The organism is Collimonas fungivorans (genome assembly GCF_001584145.1).
GTDB lineage: Bacteria > Pseudomonadota > Gammaproteobacteria > Burkholderiales > Burkholderiaceae_D > Collimonas > Collimonas fungivorans.
Window position 1 is genome coordinate 373,401 of the sequence record NZ_CP013232.1, and the last position, 13,317, is coordinate 386,717.

The 13,317-nt window shown below is 58.9% G+C and carries 8 protein-coding genes and 1 pseudogene; 4 read left to right on the plus strand and 5 right to left on the minus strand.

The window, feature by feature from the left end; translation table 11 throughout:
- Positions 1 to 175: 175 nt before the first annotated feature.
- Entirely contained in the window at positions 176 to 712 is a 537-nt protein-coding gene (locus CFter6_RS01610; protein WP_061538467.1) for a DUF2058 domain-containing protein, read from the plus strand.
- A gap of 15 nt (positions 713 to 727) precedes the next feature.
- On the opposite strand, the gene CFter6_RS01615 is transcribed toward CFter6_RS01610, so the two are convergent.
- From CFter6_RS01615 to CFter6_RS01635, 5 genes and pseudogenes are all read right to left on the minus strand, one after another.
- A complete protein-coding gene (locus CFter6_RS01615; RefSeq protein WP_061538468.1) occupies positions 728 to 1,147 on the minus strand; it encodes a DUF1801 domain-containing protein in 420 nt (139 codons plus the stop codon).
- Between the two features lie 21 nt (positions 1,148 to 1,168).
- Complete coding sequence (locus tag CFter6_RS01620; protein WP_014004270.1) at positions 1,169 to 1,576, minus strand: SRPBCC family protein; 408 nt, start codon at positions 1,574 to 1,576, stop codon at positions 1,169 to 1,171.
- Entirely contained in the window at positions 1,573 to 1,896 is a 324-nt protein-coding gene (locus CFter6_RS01625) for an ArsR/SmtB family transcription factor (RefSeq protein ID WP_061538469.1), read from the minus strand. Before CFter6_RS01625 ends, CFter6_RS01620 begins: the two co-directional genes overlap by 4 nt.
- A 136-nt stretch (positions 1,897 to 2,032) precedes the next feature.
- Positions 2,033 to 2,901 (minus strand): annotated as a pseudogene (locus tag CFter6_RS01630) (SDR family oxidoreductase).
- A 56-nt stretch (positions 2,902 to 2,957) separates the two neighbouring features.
- Entirely contained in the window at positions 2,958 to 3,890 is a 933-nt protein-coding gene (locus CFter6_RS01635; protein ID WP_061538470.1) for an NADP-dependent oxidoreductase, read from the minus strand.
- Positions 3,891 to 3,997: 107 nt separating this feature from the next.
- On the opposite strand from CFter6_RS01635, the gene CFter6_RS01640 reads away from it, so the two are divergent.
- The 3 genes from CFter6_RS01640 to CFter6_RS01650 all read left to right on the plus strand — a co-directional run bounded on the left by CFter6_RS01640 (position 3,998) and on the right by CFter6_RS01650 (position 13,233).
- A complete protein-coding gene (locus CFter6_RS01640; protein ID WP_061538471.1) occupies positions 3,998 to 4,882 on the plus strand; it encodes a LysR family transcriptional regulator in 885 nt (294 codons plus the stop codon).
- 393 nt (positions 4,883 to 5,275) lie between these two features.
- Positions 5,276 to 7,768: an ATP-binding protein gene (locus tag CFter6_RS01645; protein WP_150118579.1), complete on the plus strand. Its 2,493-nt coding sequence runs from the start codon at positions 5,276 to 5,278 to the stop codon at positions 7,766 to 7,768.
- 734 nt (positions 7,769 to 8,502) lie between these two features.
- Positions 8,503 to 13,233, plus strand: a complete 4,731-nt coding sequence (locus CFter6_RS01650) for an ESPR-type extended signal peptide-containing protein (RefSeq protein WP_082814516.1) — start codon at positions 8,503 to 8,505, stop codon at positions 13,231 to 13,233.
- The last annotated feature ends 84 nt before the right edge of the window (positions 13,234 to 13,317 follow it).

The following is a 13,317-nucleotide window of genomic DNA, read 5'->3' on the forward strand; positions in this document are numbered from 1 at the left end:
ATTGTGCCGGTACGGAACGCCCTGTCGCGTGCAAGTCAGGTTTCCTGAATGGGCCGGTCAGGATAGCATTTCACAAGTTTTTGAGTTTTATGGAGAGGAAAATTGCTATGCTAGCGTCTTTGCGCTGGCCGGCGCCGTTGCCCAGGTCGGCCGACCTATTTACGGAGCAGCACACATGGCCTCTTTGCAAGAGCAATTCCTGAAAGCCGGCCTGGTTGACAAAAATAAAGTCAAACTGGCCAACCAGGACAAGAACAAGCAGAAAAAAGCTGAGCGCCGCAGCGGCACGGCCAGCGTCGATGAAACGCGCCTGGCGGCGCTCGAGACGCTGCGCAAGAATGCCGAGCGGGCTCGCGAACTGAACGCCCAGCGCGACGCCGCCGCTACCCAAAAGGCGATCGTGGCGCAAATTGCCCAGATGGTGCAGAAAAATCGCCAAAGCTTGGGTAAAGGCGACATCGCCTACAATTTCACCCACGACAAGAAGGTCGAGCGGCTGTACGTGTCGGCCGCGGTCCAGGCGCATTTGATCGCCGGGCGCCTGGTGATCATCTGCCTGGGTGAGGCCCGGGAATTGGTGCCCAGGATAATCGCCGACAAGATCGCGGAGCGCGATGCCTCGATCGTGGTGCGGGTGAACAAGACCAGCACCGAGGTCGATGAGGACGATCCGTATGCGGCTTTCCAGATCCCGGACGACCTGATGTGGTAGCTCCTGCGCTATTCGTCAGGACTTTGCTTTCTTCGCCGGCTTCGACTTGCCGGCAATGTTCAGGGTAACCGCCTCCAGAACCAGCGCCTTGAAGCCGGGGCCGTCGACTTCTTCTCCTTCGTGGATGTCGATCGCGCGGCGCACGTTGCCGTCGAGACTGGAGTTGAAGAGACCGGCCGGATCCTTCAGGGACGCGCCCTTGGCGAAGGTAAGCTTCACCTTGTCCTTGTAGGATTCGCCGGTGCAGATGATGCCGTCGCGCGACCAGACCGGGGTGCCCATCCACTTCCATTCTTCGACCACGTCCGGGGCGGCTTCCTTGACCAGCTTGCGCATCCTGCCGAGGGTGTCTCCGCGCCAGTCCCCGAGCTCGGCGATTCTTTGCGAGATGAGCTCCGATGCCGGCAGGCCTTGGCTCGTGTCCGATTTTTTCATGTCCTCACCCTCGAAGAAGCATTACGCCAGCTCGGCGACAACCTGGTCCAGGGCAGCAAGGAATTTCTGCCATCCGTACTTGGCGCCCTGATAGGCCTGCTGCTGGTCCGGCCGGAAGCCCGACTGTTCCATGTGCAGGTGGGTGCCCGTACTTGTCGGAGTAAGGGTCCAGGTGACGACACTCTTGAGACCCATGGCTTCCCAGGTGTAAGACAGCGTTTTGTTCGGCTCGACTGCCAGGACCTCGCAGTCGACAACGCCCCAGTCCGCGCGCAGATCGAAACGGTGGCCCACCACAGGCTGGAAGTCGTTTTTCATCAGCCACTCCTCGATCAAGGGGGCTTGCGTCAAGGCGCGCCAGATCTTCTCGGCGGGGTGCGGCAACTCTCTTTCTACAATCAGCGTTTTGGTGTCGTCGGTCTGCATCATTGATCCATCCTTTTCAACAGGGTTTCCAATTGGTCAAATCGACCATGCCAGAAGGTCGAATAAAAACTGAGCCAGTCAATCAGCGGCGCCAGCGCTTTCGGTTCGGCGCTGTAATACGTCTCGCGTCCCTCGCGCCGGCCGCGCACCAGGCCAGCCAGCTTGAGCGCGCCGAGATGCTTCGAAATGGCGGGTTGCGATACTCCCGACGGACCGGTCAAGGCATGCACCGTCATTTCACCGTCCCTGCTCAGGCGCTCGAAAATTGCGCGCCTGGTTGGATCTGACAAGTTTTTCAGGACGGTTGTCGGTTCTGTGTGCATTACGAATTCTCGCCTATGTACATTACGTTTCGATTTCTGAGGAAGCTGGCATGAAGCAATCATAACCAATTGGTTATGATTGTCAAGGGTCCATGCATCGCTCGCCATTCCCTATTTTTATTGACTTTCAAATAAGTCAGGCTGACGTCGCAACCTCGGAGGCGAAGTCGCGATAGGAGCGGAGGGGGCGCCCCAGGAGCGCAGTCAGACGTTCCACATCGCCGGCTGCCGGGATCATTCCCTCGGTAAGAAAACGCTCGCTCATCAGGCGCATATCGAAGGCCATCCAGCTCGGCATGAATTGCCGGAGGTTTTTCTCGAACCCGGCGGTGTCATCCCCCGGATAGGCGATCGGACGCCCCAGAACCTCTGTCCAGATCGCGGCGACATCCGCGCCAGTCAGCGTGTCTGGCCCGACCAGGTTAATCCGTTCCAGAGGAAGCGGACGCTGGACTGTTCTCGGCGGATAAGCTCGATCGCCGCTACCTCGGCAATGTCGCGCGTATCGACCATTGCCAGGCCCTTGCTGCCGATCGGCATCGGATAGATGCCGTATCCGGTCACCACATCCTTGATCGTGATGTCGTTGCCCATAAAGTAGGCGGGGCGCAGGATGGTGGCGTTGAGCCCCATTTGCTCGATCATGCGCTCAACGCCGAACTTGCCCGCGAAGTGCGGCACGTTCACGTAGAGGTCGCTGTGAATCACCGATAGGTAGACGATTCGCTTGATGCCGGCCTCACGGGCGACATTCAGCGCGATCAGCGCCTGGGTGTATTCGTCCGGTACAACCGCGTTGAGCAGGAATAGCGTCGAGACGCCTGAGAAGGCGCTGCGCAGCGAGTCGACGTCGAGCAGGTCGCCTTGGACGACGTCGACGCCTGCCGGGAAATTGGCCTTCGAGGGATCGCGGACGAGAGCGCGAACATCGGCGCCGCGCTTCACGAGCTGTTCGACAACTTGGCGGCCGACAGTGCCGGTAGCGCCGGTAACGATAATAGTCATGATGATTACTCCTTGGTTTAGTTGGTAAATATAAAGGGGGTGATAGAAGGCATGGATCAGAGGGCGAAATCCACCACGGTCTTGCCGACTTGCGGCTCAGTCCGATTGCGCTCGATCATCGCGGGCAGTTCGTCGAAGCGCACGACGGCGCCGACCTTTGACTGCAAGCGTCCGTGCGCCACGTCCTCTGCGATCGCTTGCAGCCGTGCGGCATCCGGTGAGCTCATGAACCACAAGCCACGACGCCCTGCGGGGATGCTTGCCAGGATGGCCGGCGATGCGGTGCTAACGATGACGCCATCTTCGGCGAGGACGGACCACGAGCGGTTCAGCACTTCGCCGCCAATGTAGTCAAGCACGAGATCGATGTCGTTTACCGAGGTTTCGAACTGCTCTTTGTCGTAGGCGATGACGTGGTCAGCGCCCAGGCTGCGGACGTAGTCGGCATGCGCCTCCAAGGCGGTGGCAAATACCACAGCCCCGGCCTGATGCGCGTACTGCACCGCGAATCCTCCGAGACCGCCAGCCGCGCCTTGGATAAGGATGCGCTGGCCGGCGCGTATCGGGCCAGCAAAATTGAGGCTTTGCCAAGCAGCCACTGAGGCCACGGGCAATGCTGCCGCGTCGACGAAGCTCAGCGAGTCGGGCACCAGGCTGAGGTTGGCCTGGTCTACCGCTACCAGGTCGGCATAGGCGCCCAATCCGCCACGTGGTCCCATTACGCGATCGCCTTTGCGTAGCTGTGTGACGCCCGGGCCTACTGCTTCGACCACTCCGGCCAGTTCGATGCCCAAGACGGTCGGCAGCTGCAGTGGAAAGGCGTCTCGGACATAGCCTTCCCGGACCTTCCAGTCCAGTCCGTTGATGCCGGCGGCGTGGACGCGGACCAGCACTTGGCCTGCTCCTGCCGTGGGCGCTTCGACTGACGAAATCTTGAGGGCGGCTGGGCCGCCGTATTCGGTAAGAACCAATGCACGGATATTGTTCATGATTAACTCCTTTGAGGTTTGGGTTGACTACGAACAAATAATAGATGGTTCCATATTCAAAACAAAGACTGTAAAATATAGACGGTTCGTTTCAAAAGTGAGACATCATGGATTTCAACGCCCTTGAAGACTTCCAGCTAGTGGCCTCTCACGGAGGTTTTGGAAAAGCCAGCCGCGCCAGCGGCCGGTCTAAGGCAACTCTGTCGCGTCGGGTCGCCGATCTCGAAGAAGCACTTGGCATTCGACTCATCGAGCGAGGTGCTCGTAGCCTGGAGTTGACCGAAGCAGGCCAGCTGCTGCGAGCCAGAACGGAGGGACCGATGCACGAGGTTGTCGAAGCTGTAGCGGCAGCACGGGATGGCCTTGCGACGCCGCGAGGCCGTTTGCGTATCGCGGCGCCGCTCGTGTTTTCGCAGTTGGCGCTGGGGCGTATTGCCGCTCGGTTCCTGGTGAGCTATCCCGAAGTGCAGATCGAAGCTGTGGCTGAGGATCGTCTCGTCAATCTGGTAGACGAGCATTTCGATGTCGCCATACGGATCAATCCGAGCAAGGACAGCACATTGGTCGGCAGGTGCTTTGCCAAAGACCGGCTGGTCCTTGCTGCTGCGCCATCGGTTCAGATGCCGAAGGGAGATCGCGACAAGCCGTTCCCCGTTCCGGCAGTCGTCACGCCGAGCTATCGCGACGGCGATGTCTGGTCGGTTCGCAATGGTCAGTTCACCGTCGAGCCGCGACCTGTTCTGCATCTGTCTTCGCTCCTGATGGTTCGCGATGCGATTGCCGCCGGCGCAGGGGCAGCGATGCTGCCGCAGTCCATCATTGGGAGCATGCTGGAAAAAGGCGAACTGGTATCGTGGGGAATCGCCGGCGACGAAGTCGAGCTGTGGGTTCTGCACACCTCTCGCCGCTTGCAAAGTCCCAAAGTTCGGGCTTTCGTGGAGTTCATGTGCAAGCAGTACCCTGGTGGATCGTTCACCATTCCAATCCGATAAATTGAATTGGACCGTCCCGCAAATAGCAAACGGATAAAGCCGAGCTTCGCCGCGGTGTGACAATTACTCGGTGCGATGCTGGTCCATGTCGCCATCGAATGGTGCGACTAAATCGAGAATGGCTGCTGTACTCCTGGTCATTACTCAAAAGTCTCCAGGCAATGTCAAGGTTAACTGTTCCATGCAATGAAAGTCCGGGACAAATTTGGTCTGAAACTTCCAAAAATCGGCATCTTTTTTTGGCAATGCAATGCCTGAGAAAATGTCTGTCCCTCTTCCTAATATGCCTCGGAAAGTGCCTCATCTCGGCTCTTCAGCCGAATTTTAAGAAAGGCGGATCCGCGTGGCATAAAAATTGCTGCCAAGCAGCAATGCTGTCACCAGGCGCATAGATTGAATAACAGCTATCGCCCGACAGGCACAGCGACGCTTGTTTGGAGAATCTATATGTTTAGCGCGCGTTTGAATTTATTAGGTACGCCGGAATTCCACAATGCTGAAACCGGCCAGAAAATAAAACTCGGATATGCAAAGCTAGTCCTTCTATTGGCATATCTTGCACTGGAACCCCGAGCCCATACCCGCGAATCACTTGCCGATCTGTTGTGGCCGGAATTGAATGAACATGATGCCAAGGCCAATCTGCGCCGGGCGCTGTTCAATCTGCAGCAGGCACTTGTCCTGGCCAAGCTGGATAAGTCGCTGGTTTATGCGGATCGCAGCATTGTCCGACTTGCCAAAGAGCGCTTCTGGATCGATGCAGACGAATTCGATAACTGGGAAAAGATCGACTGCATAAAATTAACCGAGCAACAACTTGGCCTTTACAGGGGCCCGTTGCTGGACGGGATTTTTCCTGCCGGCGAAAGGCTTGCCAACTGGTTGCAGCTTAGGAGAGAACAATGCGAACGGAAAAATATTTCACTGCTTGAGCATGCCGTCGTCTTGCACGCAAATGCGGGTGAGTTCGATGTTATGGAACGGCGGTGCCAACAGCTCATTTCGGCGGATTTCCTCAGTGAATTGGCGCATTCTCGTCTCATGCGCATGCATCTTGAGATGGGCAATCAGGCCGCGGCCCGAAAAATATACGATGCGTATTGCAGCATGACCCTGCAACACCTCGGAACTTCGCCTTCAAACGAGATCACCTCGCTGTTCGATAAATCCGTATTTCAACCGCCGGCAACAACGCAGGCAGCAAGGTCCGATCTTGTTCCGGGAAAATTTCCCGCGCCCGAAACAAGGCGAGAATATCGATTGGTTTCCACCCTCTACATCGAGCTGTTCCCACTTGTCCATTGTGACCGGGAGGCATGGCTTCGCTTGAGCGCGGCGGCCATCGTGCGCTTGCGCGGATTGCTCTCGAAATACTGCGGCACCTTCCGGCAGCAGTCGAATTCTGTCGTTATCGCCTATTTCGGTTATCCGATTTCAAACGAATTCATAACGGAATGGTCCTTGGCCGCGGGGCTGTCCATCCGCCAATGCATCGCGCAAGAGTTCCGTCATGTCGGAATCCGCAGCGCGGTGCATGCCGACATGATGATGACAGGCCCGGGATATACCTTGCCAGACATACTTGGGGAATGTACTACGATTGCCCGCCGCCTGGCGGAGTCAGCCTCGACAGGAACACTCCTTGCATCGGCAGAGACCCGGCATGGAATTGCATCGGTGTTTGACATGAAATCCCTTGACGGCGCTCCGCATAATGCTTTTGAGGTGCGAGCGTTGCGAGAGCCTTACAATGAAATACGCAAAGGCGAGCCATCGCATCGGCCCACGTTCGTGGGACGCAGGGATGAGCTCAAAGCGCTGGACCTGGCGTGGGAAAAAGCCTCTGTCGAGGGCGGAGCGTATGTGCAGCTGACCGGCGAAGCGGGGGTCGGCAAGTCTCGTCTGGTACGGGAATTCCTCGGCACAAAAAGAATACAGTTCGGCAATGAGTATCGTGTCTGTTTTCACATCGAAAATTTGCTGTCGCCGTTGCATCCCATCCTTGCGCTGGCCCGTTCGCTTGGCGCCCCCCCGCGTCGCACTACCTCAGACGAAAGTACCGGATTGACATCAGCCAGTGTACTTCCTGATATGGTCTCGGTGGATGACAGTGAGTCAACCCTGTTATCGAATATCCTGAGCGCACATGAAAAATATGCTCGCGGATATTCCATCCTTGAGCGAGAAAAATTGTTCTCTTCGATTGTCGGCAGTCTGAAAAGAAGTCACAAAAAGTCTCTTGCCGTACTGGTGTTTGAAGATATTCAATGGGCAGATAAAGTTTCGCTCGACTTCATCGCCTGGCTCAGAGAGAACAGAAGTTCACTGGGTATATTTTTATTGCTTACCTCCAGAAAGCATCCGAAAATATCAGGCTCGGCTCTGAGTCCCGGCATCTCGATGGACATAAAACCGCTTAACATGGCTGAGGCGAGCAGGATGGCGCTACAGTTTCCTCAATTTTTCGAGGCGTCGTCGACATGGCGGCCTCTGCTGCTCAAAATGGCAGATGGCATTCCGTTATTTCTTGAAAAGCTGCTTCAAAACCCCAGTCCTGAAGGCCACTTCACCTGCCCAAAGCCGCTGCGCAACCTGTTGACGGAGAGGATAGACAGGCTCGGAGAGATACGCCAGGTGTTGTGTCATGCCTCGTGTATAGGTTTCCGATTCGGGTTGCATGTCTTGGCCGAAATCGAATCGGTGAGTATCCGCAAATGCCAGCAACTGATCAAGGCGTTGCTCGATTCGGGTTTGATTGAACAGAGGCCGGAACCGGGCTATTTCCAATTTCGTTACAGGCTGGTGCGAGAAGTAGCCTATAGCATGTTAACGTTTGAAGAGCGGCAACGGATCCTTGCAAGGATAGCCGAGCCCAATCCATTGTAAGCCGCCTTGACTATCGATGACGGCTTGCGTCATGTACCTCTCAATTAGTCCTTCCTGGTGAAAAACCGATAACGGCTGCAAGAAACGGCCGCGCTGTTATCGATGAAAAATAGAGTCTCCATCAAGCTCGTCCTGCACGTCCCTCATTCACACGTTGTTTCCTGTCTGCATTACGAGACAGATTGTTAAGCATTGTTAAAAATATTAAAACGCCATCTGAATTTCCGGATTTTTCTCTGGTTATGGACGATTTATGGATGATGGGTGGAGACACTGAAGGTAACAACTGGTAACAACTAAAACATCGCGGTTTAGTCAGGCGACAGCGTTAAAACATCATCGTCAGTGAAATTCTTGCAACCCGATTGCCGTGTCGAAATCGGGATAACCGGGAGGAAACGATCAATGCATTTCTTTAATCACTGTTTCAAAAAAACGTATTCTTTTGCGTTCAATCACGGCTCTGGCGACAGGGTGTTCTCCTCACCAGGCGATGGTTGAACCTCCCTCGCATGCTTCCAGGCCGCTTATCTCGTCGACGCAGCGATAGCTAGCCGGCGCCATTTTCAGACAGATTGTTCAGGTCCAGTGAGTCCCTGCCGATTTTCAGCGGGGACCGGGGACGGCTGTCGAAAAAAACGTGCTCGATATACGGACCTTGTGCCCAGAGCTTTTGTGCGCCGGCATGTCGAGCCAGTTGCTGTTCCCCATATTCAGTAAACCAAGGAGATGTTATGAACAAGATTCACAGTAAGGTCTGGAGTCCCGCACGGAACCAGTTCGTGGTCGCGTCGGAGATCGCCGCCTGCCCTCGCGGCGGCGCACCAGGACAAGGCGGGCGGCGTGCATTGTTGCGCAGCCGGAGTCCGGCGATGTTCGCCGCGCTGGTGGCGTCGGGCTGGCTCGGATGGGCTTCGCTGGCGCAGGCACAGGCGGTGGATTGCTCCGTGGCGCCTTACAACACCTATAACGGTACCGCTTCATGCATGGGCTTTCAGTCCGCGGCCAGCGGCATTGGAGCCACCGCGCTAGGATCGCTTGCCCACGCCAACGTGCTGGGCGCTTTGGCGGTGGGCTACAACGCTCTTTCCACCGGCCAGAACGGTATAGCCCTGGGCTTCCAGGCCTATACCAACGCCATCAATACCGTCTACATCGGCGCGCGTACCAGTCCTACCGCCGGCGCTACCTCGGGTGGCGCGATCGGCATCGGCACCGATGTCACGGCTTCCGGTCCGAATGCCCTTGCCATCGGGACTCTCGCGATCGGTGCCAGCACCAACAGCGTTGCTTTTGCCAACAGCAGTTCGGTGGACGCGAACTCGGTTAACAGCATCGCCATTGGTTATGTGACCAAGGTCGTTAACTCCAACAATGCCATTGCTCTCGGCTCGGGCTCGCTCGTGAGCGGAGGGACCCACGGGACAGCCGTCGGCTGGCAAGCCTATGCGTCGGCTCTCAACGCTGTCTACCTGGGCGCCCGCACTGCCGGGACTGGTGCGTCGGCCGAGTCGGCCATCGGCATCGGTACGGATGTAAGCGCGTCGGGCATCTATTCCATCGGCATGGGTTTGGGAGCCAATGCGTCGGCTGCCAACGCCATAGCGATCGGTCGGGCATCGAAGGCGCAAGCGGCTTCTACCATCGCCTTTGGCGACAGCAGTACCGTCGCCGCCGCAGCCGGAGCCGGTTCCATCGCTGCCGGCCACAACTCGCAGGTAACCGGCGGCACCGGCGCGGTGGCGCTGGGCGAGGGCCAGGTTGCCAACGGCAACGGCGCGGTGGCTATCGGCGATCCCAACAGTGCGAACGGGACCGGTGCGGTGACAGTCGGCGCCAACAATACCTCGAACGGGCAGGGAGCAATTTCCCTCGGCAATTCCAACAGCGCGACGGGGCAGGGTTCTATCGCCTTGGGCAATGCATCGACCGCTGCGGCTGCCGGCGGCATCGCACTTGGAGATACGGCGAATGCGGCGCTGGGCAACGGCGTGGCGATCGGCGCCAATTCAAACGCTAACAACGCCAACGATGTGGCGCTAGGAGCTGGTTCGACTACTGCGGCGCCGCACACGGGCGTCACCGCCCAGTTTGGCGGCACGGCGGCAGGCATTGCCAATGCAGCCAGCGGCGTGGTGTCGGTTGGTGCAGCGGGTGCCGAGCGTCAAATCCAGAACGTCGCTGCAGGCGTGATTTCATCCTCCAGCACCGATGCCATCAACGGCTCGCAGCTGAATACAGTCGTCACCGGCGTCAATAACCTCGGCGCGACCACGGCGGGCACCCTGGGCGGCGGCGCTGCCTATGACCCGGCGACCGGCAATGTTACCGGCTTCAATCAGCCGATCAACAGTGTTAGCGCTACCGGCGCAGTGACCGGGCCGACGGCGCAGACCACGGTTGCGGGCGCACTGACGGCACTGAATACCAACGTCGACAACACAGCCAATATCGCGGTCAAGTACGATGCCGTGGGCGGCAGCAAGATCACCCTGGGTGCGACCGGCGGCGCCGGCGCTGGTGCGCCGGTAACCATTACCAACCTGGCGCCGGCGGCATTGAATTCAACCAGCACCGACGCGGTCAATGGTTCACAGTTGTATGGCACCAACCAGAATGTGACGAATCTCACCGACGGCAAGATCGGTCCGTTTGTATCCGACAATAGCGTGACGGCGGTGCAACCGGTATCGAGCGGCGCCAACGCCAGCGCCGGCGGTTTCGGCGCGACGGCGACGGGCGCCGCCTCGACGGTGGTGGGCAACCAGGCCAGCGATAACGGCAACGCCAATGCAACGGTGTTGGGCCAGGGCGCCAGCATCGCTGCCGGCACCGCTGGCAGCAATGTGGCGCTGGGCCAGGGCAGCACGGTGGCGACGGCAGCGGTGCCGACCACCGGTGCGACAATCGGCGGCACGGCTTATACCTTCGCCGGCGGAGCGCCGGCGGGTGTGGTATCGGTCGGCAGCGCTGGCAACGAGCGTCAGATCACCAATGTGGCGGCCGGTCAGCTGAGCGGTACAAGCACAGATGCGGTGAATGGCAGCCAGCTGTTTGCGACCAACCAGCAGGTGACGGCCAACACCACGGCGATCACCAATATCAACAACGGCGGCGGCATCAAGTATTTCCATGCTAGTTCGACGCTGGCCGATAGCACGGCTACCGGTACCGACAGCGTTGCCGTCGGACCTACTGCAAATGCCACTGCCACCGATGCGATGGCGCTGGGTCATGGTGCGACAGCTGCCAATGCAGGCGCGGTAGCCTTGGGCGCAGGCAGCACGACGGCCGCGGCGGTAGCCACCACCGGCGCCACCATCAACGGCACCACCTATGCTTTTGCCGGCGCTGCGCCGACCAGTACGGTGAGCGTCGGCAGCGTGGGTAACGAGCGCACCATCACCAATGTGGCGGCCGGACAGTTGAGCACTGGCAGCACCGATGCAGTCAACGGCAGCCAGCTGAACGCAACCAACCTGGCGATTGCCGCGAGCAAGACCCATTACTACAGCGTCAACGACGGCGGCACCCAAGGCGGAAACTACGATAACAACGGCGCCACCGGGCAGGATGCGCTGGCAGCGGGGGTCGGATCCTCAGCCTCGGCGGCGAACGATGTCGCCATCGGGAACGCTGCTGCAGCCTCGGGCGGATCATCGATTGCCATTGGCGACGGCGCGCAGGCATCCGGCGCCAACAGCATCAGCATAGGCAGCGGCAATGTAGTCAGCGGCGCCAGCAGCGTGGCGATCGGCGATCCGACTACCATTACCGGTGCCGGCAGTTTTTCGGTCGGCAACAATAACAGCATTGCCTCCAACAACACCTTCGTGTTTGGCAGCAACGTGACAGTACCTGCCGGGCTGGATGGCTCCGTGGTGTTGGGCAGCGGTAGTGCGGCAGCGACTGCGAATCCGACTTCCAGCGCCACGGTCAACGGCACGACCTACGGCGGCTTTGCCGGCGCCACGCCGACTTCCACCGTATCGGTAGGGGCAGTTGGAGCGGAACGTCAAATCACCAACGTGGCGGCGGGCCAGCTCACGGCGACTTCAACCGATGCCATCAACGGCTCCCAGCTCTATTCGGTAGCGAGCGGCCTCGGCACCGCAATCAGCAACCTGAGCACTGTCGTCAACGCCAACCAGTTTCCGATTGCTTCCAGCGAGGGCAAGGCGTTCAGCGGTTCTGTCGGCGCGGCAGGCAGCAATTCGCTGGGCATGGGCACCAATGTCGTGGCAACCGGCCAAAATTCGACCGCTGCCGGCCAAGGATCGGTGGCCAACCAGGCTAATACCACCGCACTCGGCCAAGGCGCCCAGGCCACCGCTGCCAACAGCACGGCGTTGGGTCAAGGGGCGGTAGCCGGCACCGGCAATAGCGTGGCAATCGGCAGCGCTTCTGCCACCACCGCAGCGGTGGCGACCGCCGGCACCACCATCCGTGGGACCAGCTATTCCTTCGCCGGCGCTGCGCCGGTAGGTTCGATGAGTGTCGGTTCGGCGGGAAATGAGCGGCAGATCCAGAATGTTGCGGCGGGACAGCTGAGCGCGACCAGCACCGATGCCATCAACGGCAGCCAGCTGTATGCGACCAACAGCGCCATCAACAACCTGACTAATGTGGTGGCGTCTACCCAGGTCAAATATTACAGCGACAATTCCAGCGGCGGCGGCAATGTCAATAATGACGGAGCGACGGGAGCCGACGCCATGGCTATGGGTAAAAACACCACGGCAACTGCCACGAATGCAGTCGCCATGGGTCCGGGTGCGAGCGCAACGGCCAGCAACGGCGTGGCAATCGGCGCCGCTTCGACGGCTGATCGCGCAGGTTTGAGCGGCGCCAAGGAGTCGTTCTCCAACACGGCGGTGGCGTCGACGCAAGGCGCGGTCTCGGTCGGCAGCGCCGGCAACGAACGCCAGATCACCAATGTCGCAGGCGGAACGCAGGCGACGGATGCGGTCAATGTGCGGCAATTGCAGGCCGTGCAGGCAGGAGGAGTGCATTACGACACCAACACCGACGGTTCGACCAACTACAGCAGCGTCACGATGGGCAACGGCGGCAGCAGTCCTGTGGCGATTCATAACGTCGAAGCCGGCACTGCCGCCACTGACGCGGTCAACGTCTCGCAACTCAATACCGGCCTGAGCAGCGCGGTGCAGCAGGCCAACCAGCACGCTGACGGACTGGCCATGCAGTTGCAGAACAATATCAACGACGTTGCCAAGAAAGCGTATGCAGGTGTCGCGGCAGCCATGTCGATGGAGAGTGCGCCGTATGTGGCCGGCAAGATCACCTACTCTGCAGGATATGGCTACTACCAGAACCAGAATGCGATTGGCATATCGTTGCGCCGTACCGCTGATAACGGTCGCTGGGCCCTCAGCGGCGGCGTCTCCGGCACGACTTCAGGTGGTGTAGCCGCCAGGCTGGCAGTGTCTGGGGTTCTCAATTGAACGCAAGGCAGGGTGGACGGTTATGCAAGTGGATCTCTGTGGCCGCCGCGCCACAGAGACAATCTTTCGATTCCTATTTTTTTC

Coding starts and splice junctions, on each gene's coding strand:
- CFter6_RS01635 (WP_061538470.1), bottom strand. CDS start 3,890: ATGAACAATATCCGTGCATTGGTTCTTACCGAATACGGCGGCCCAGCC.
- CFter6_RS01650 (WP_082814516.1), top strand. CDS start 8,503: ATGAACAAGATTCACAGTAAGGTCTGGAGTCCCGCACGGAACCAGTTC.
- CFter6_RS01615 (WP_061538468.1), bottom strand. CDS start 1,147: ATGAAAAAATCGGACACGAGCCAAGGCCTGCCGGCATCGGAGCTCATC.
- CFter6_RS01620 (WP_014004270.1), bottom strand. CDS start 1,576: ATGATGCAGACCGACGACACCAAAACGCTGATTGTAGAAAGAGAGTTG.
- CFter6_RS01640 (WP_061538471.1), top strand. CDS start 3,998: ATGGATTTCAACGCCCTTGAAGACTTCCAGCTAGTGGCCTCTCACGGA.
- CFter6_RS01625 (WP_061538469.1), bottom strand. CDS start 1,896: ATGCACACAGAACCGACAACCGTCCTGAAAAACTTGTCAGATCCAACC.
- CFter6_RS01610 (WP_061538467.1), top strand. CDS start 176: ATGGCCTCTTTGCAAGAGCAATTCCTGAAAGCCGGCCTGGTTGACAAA.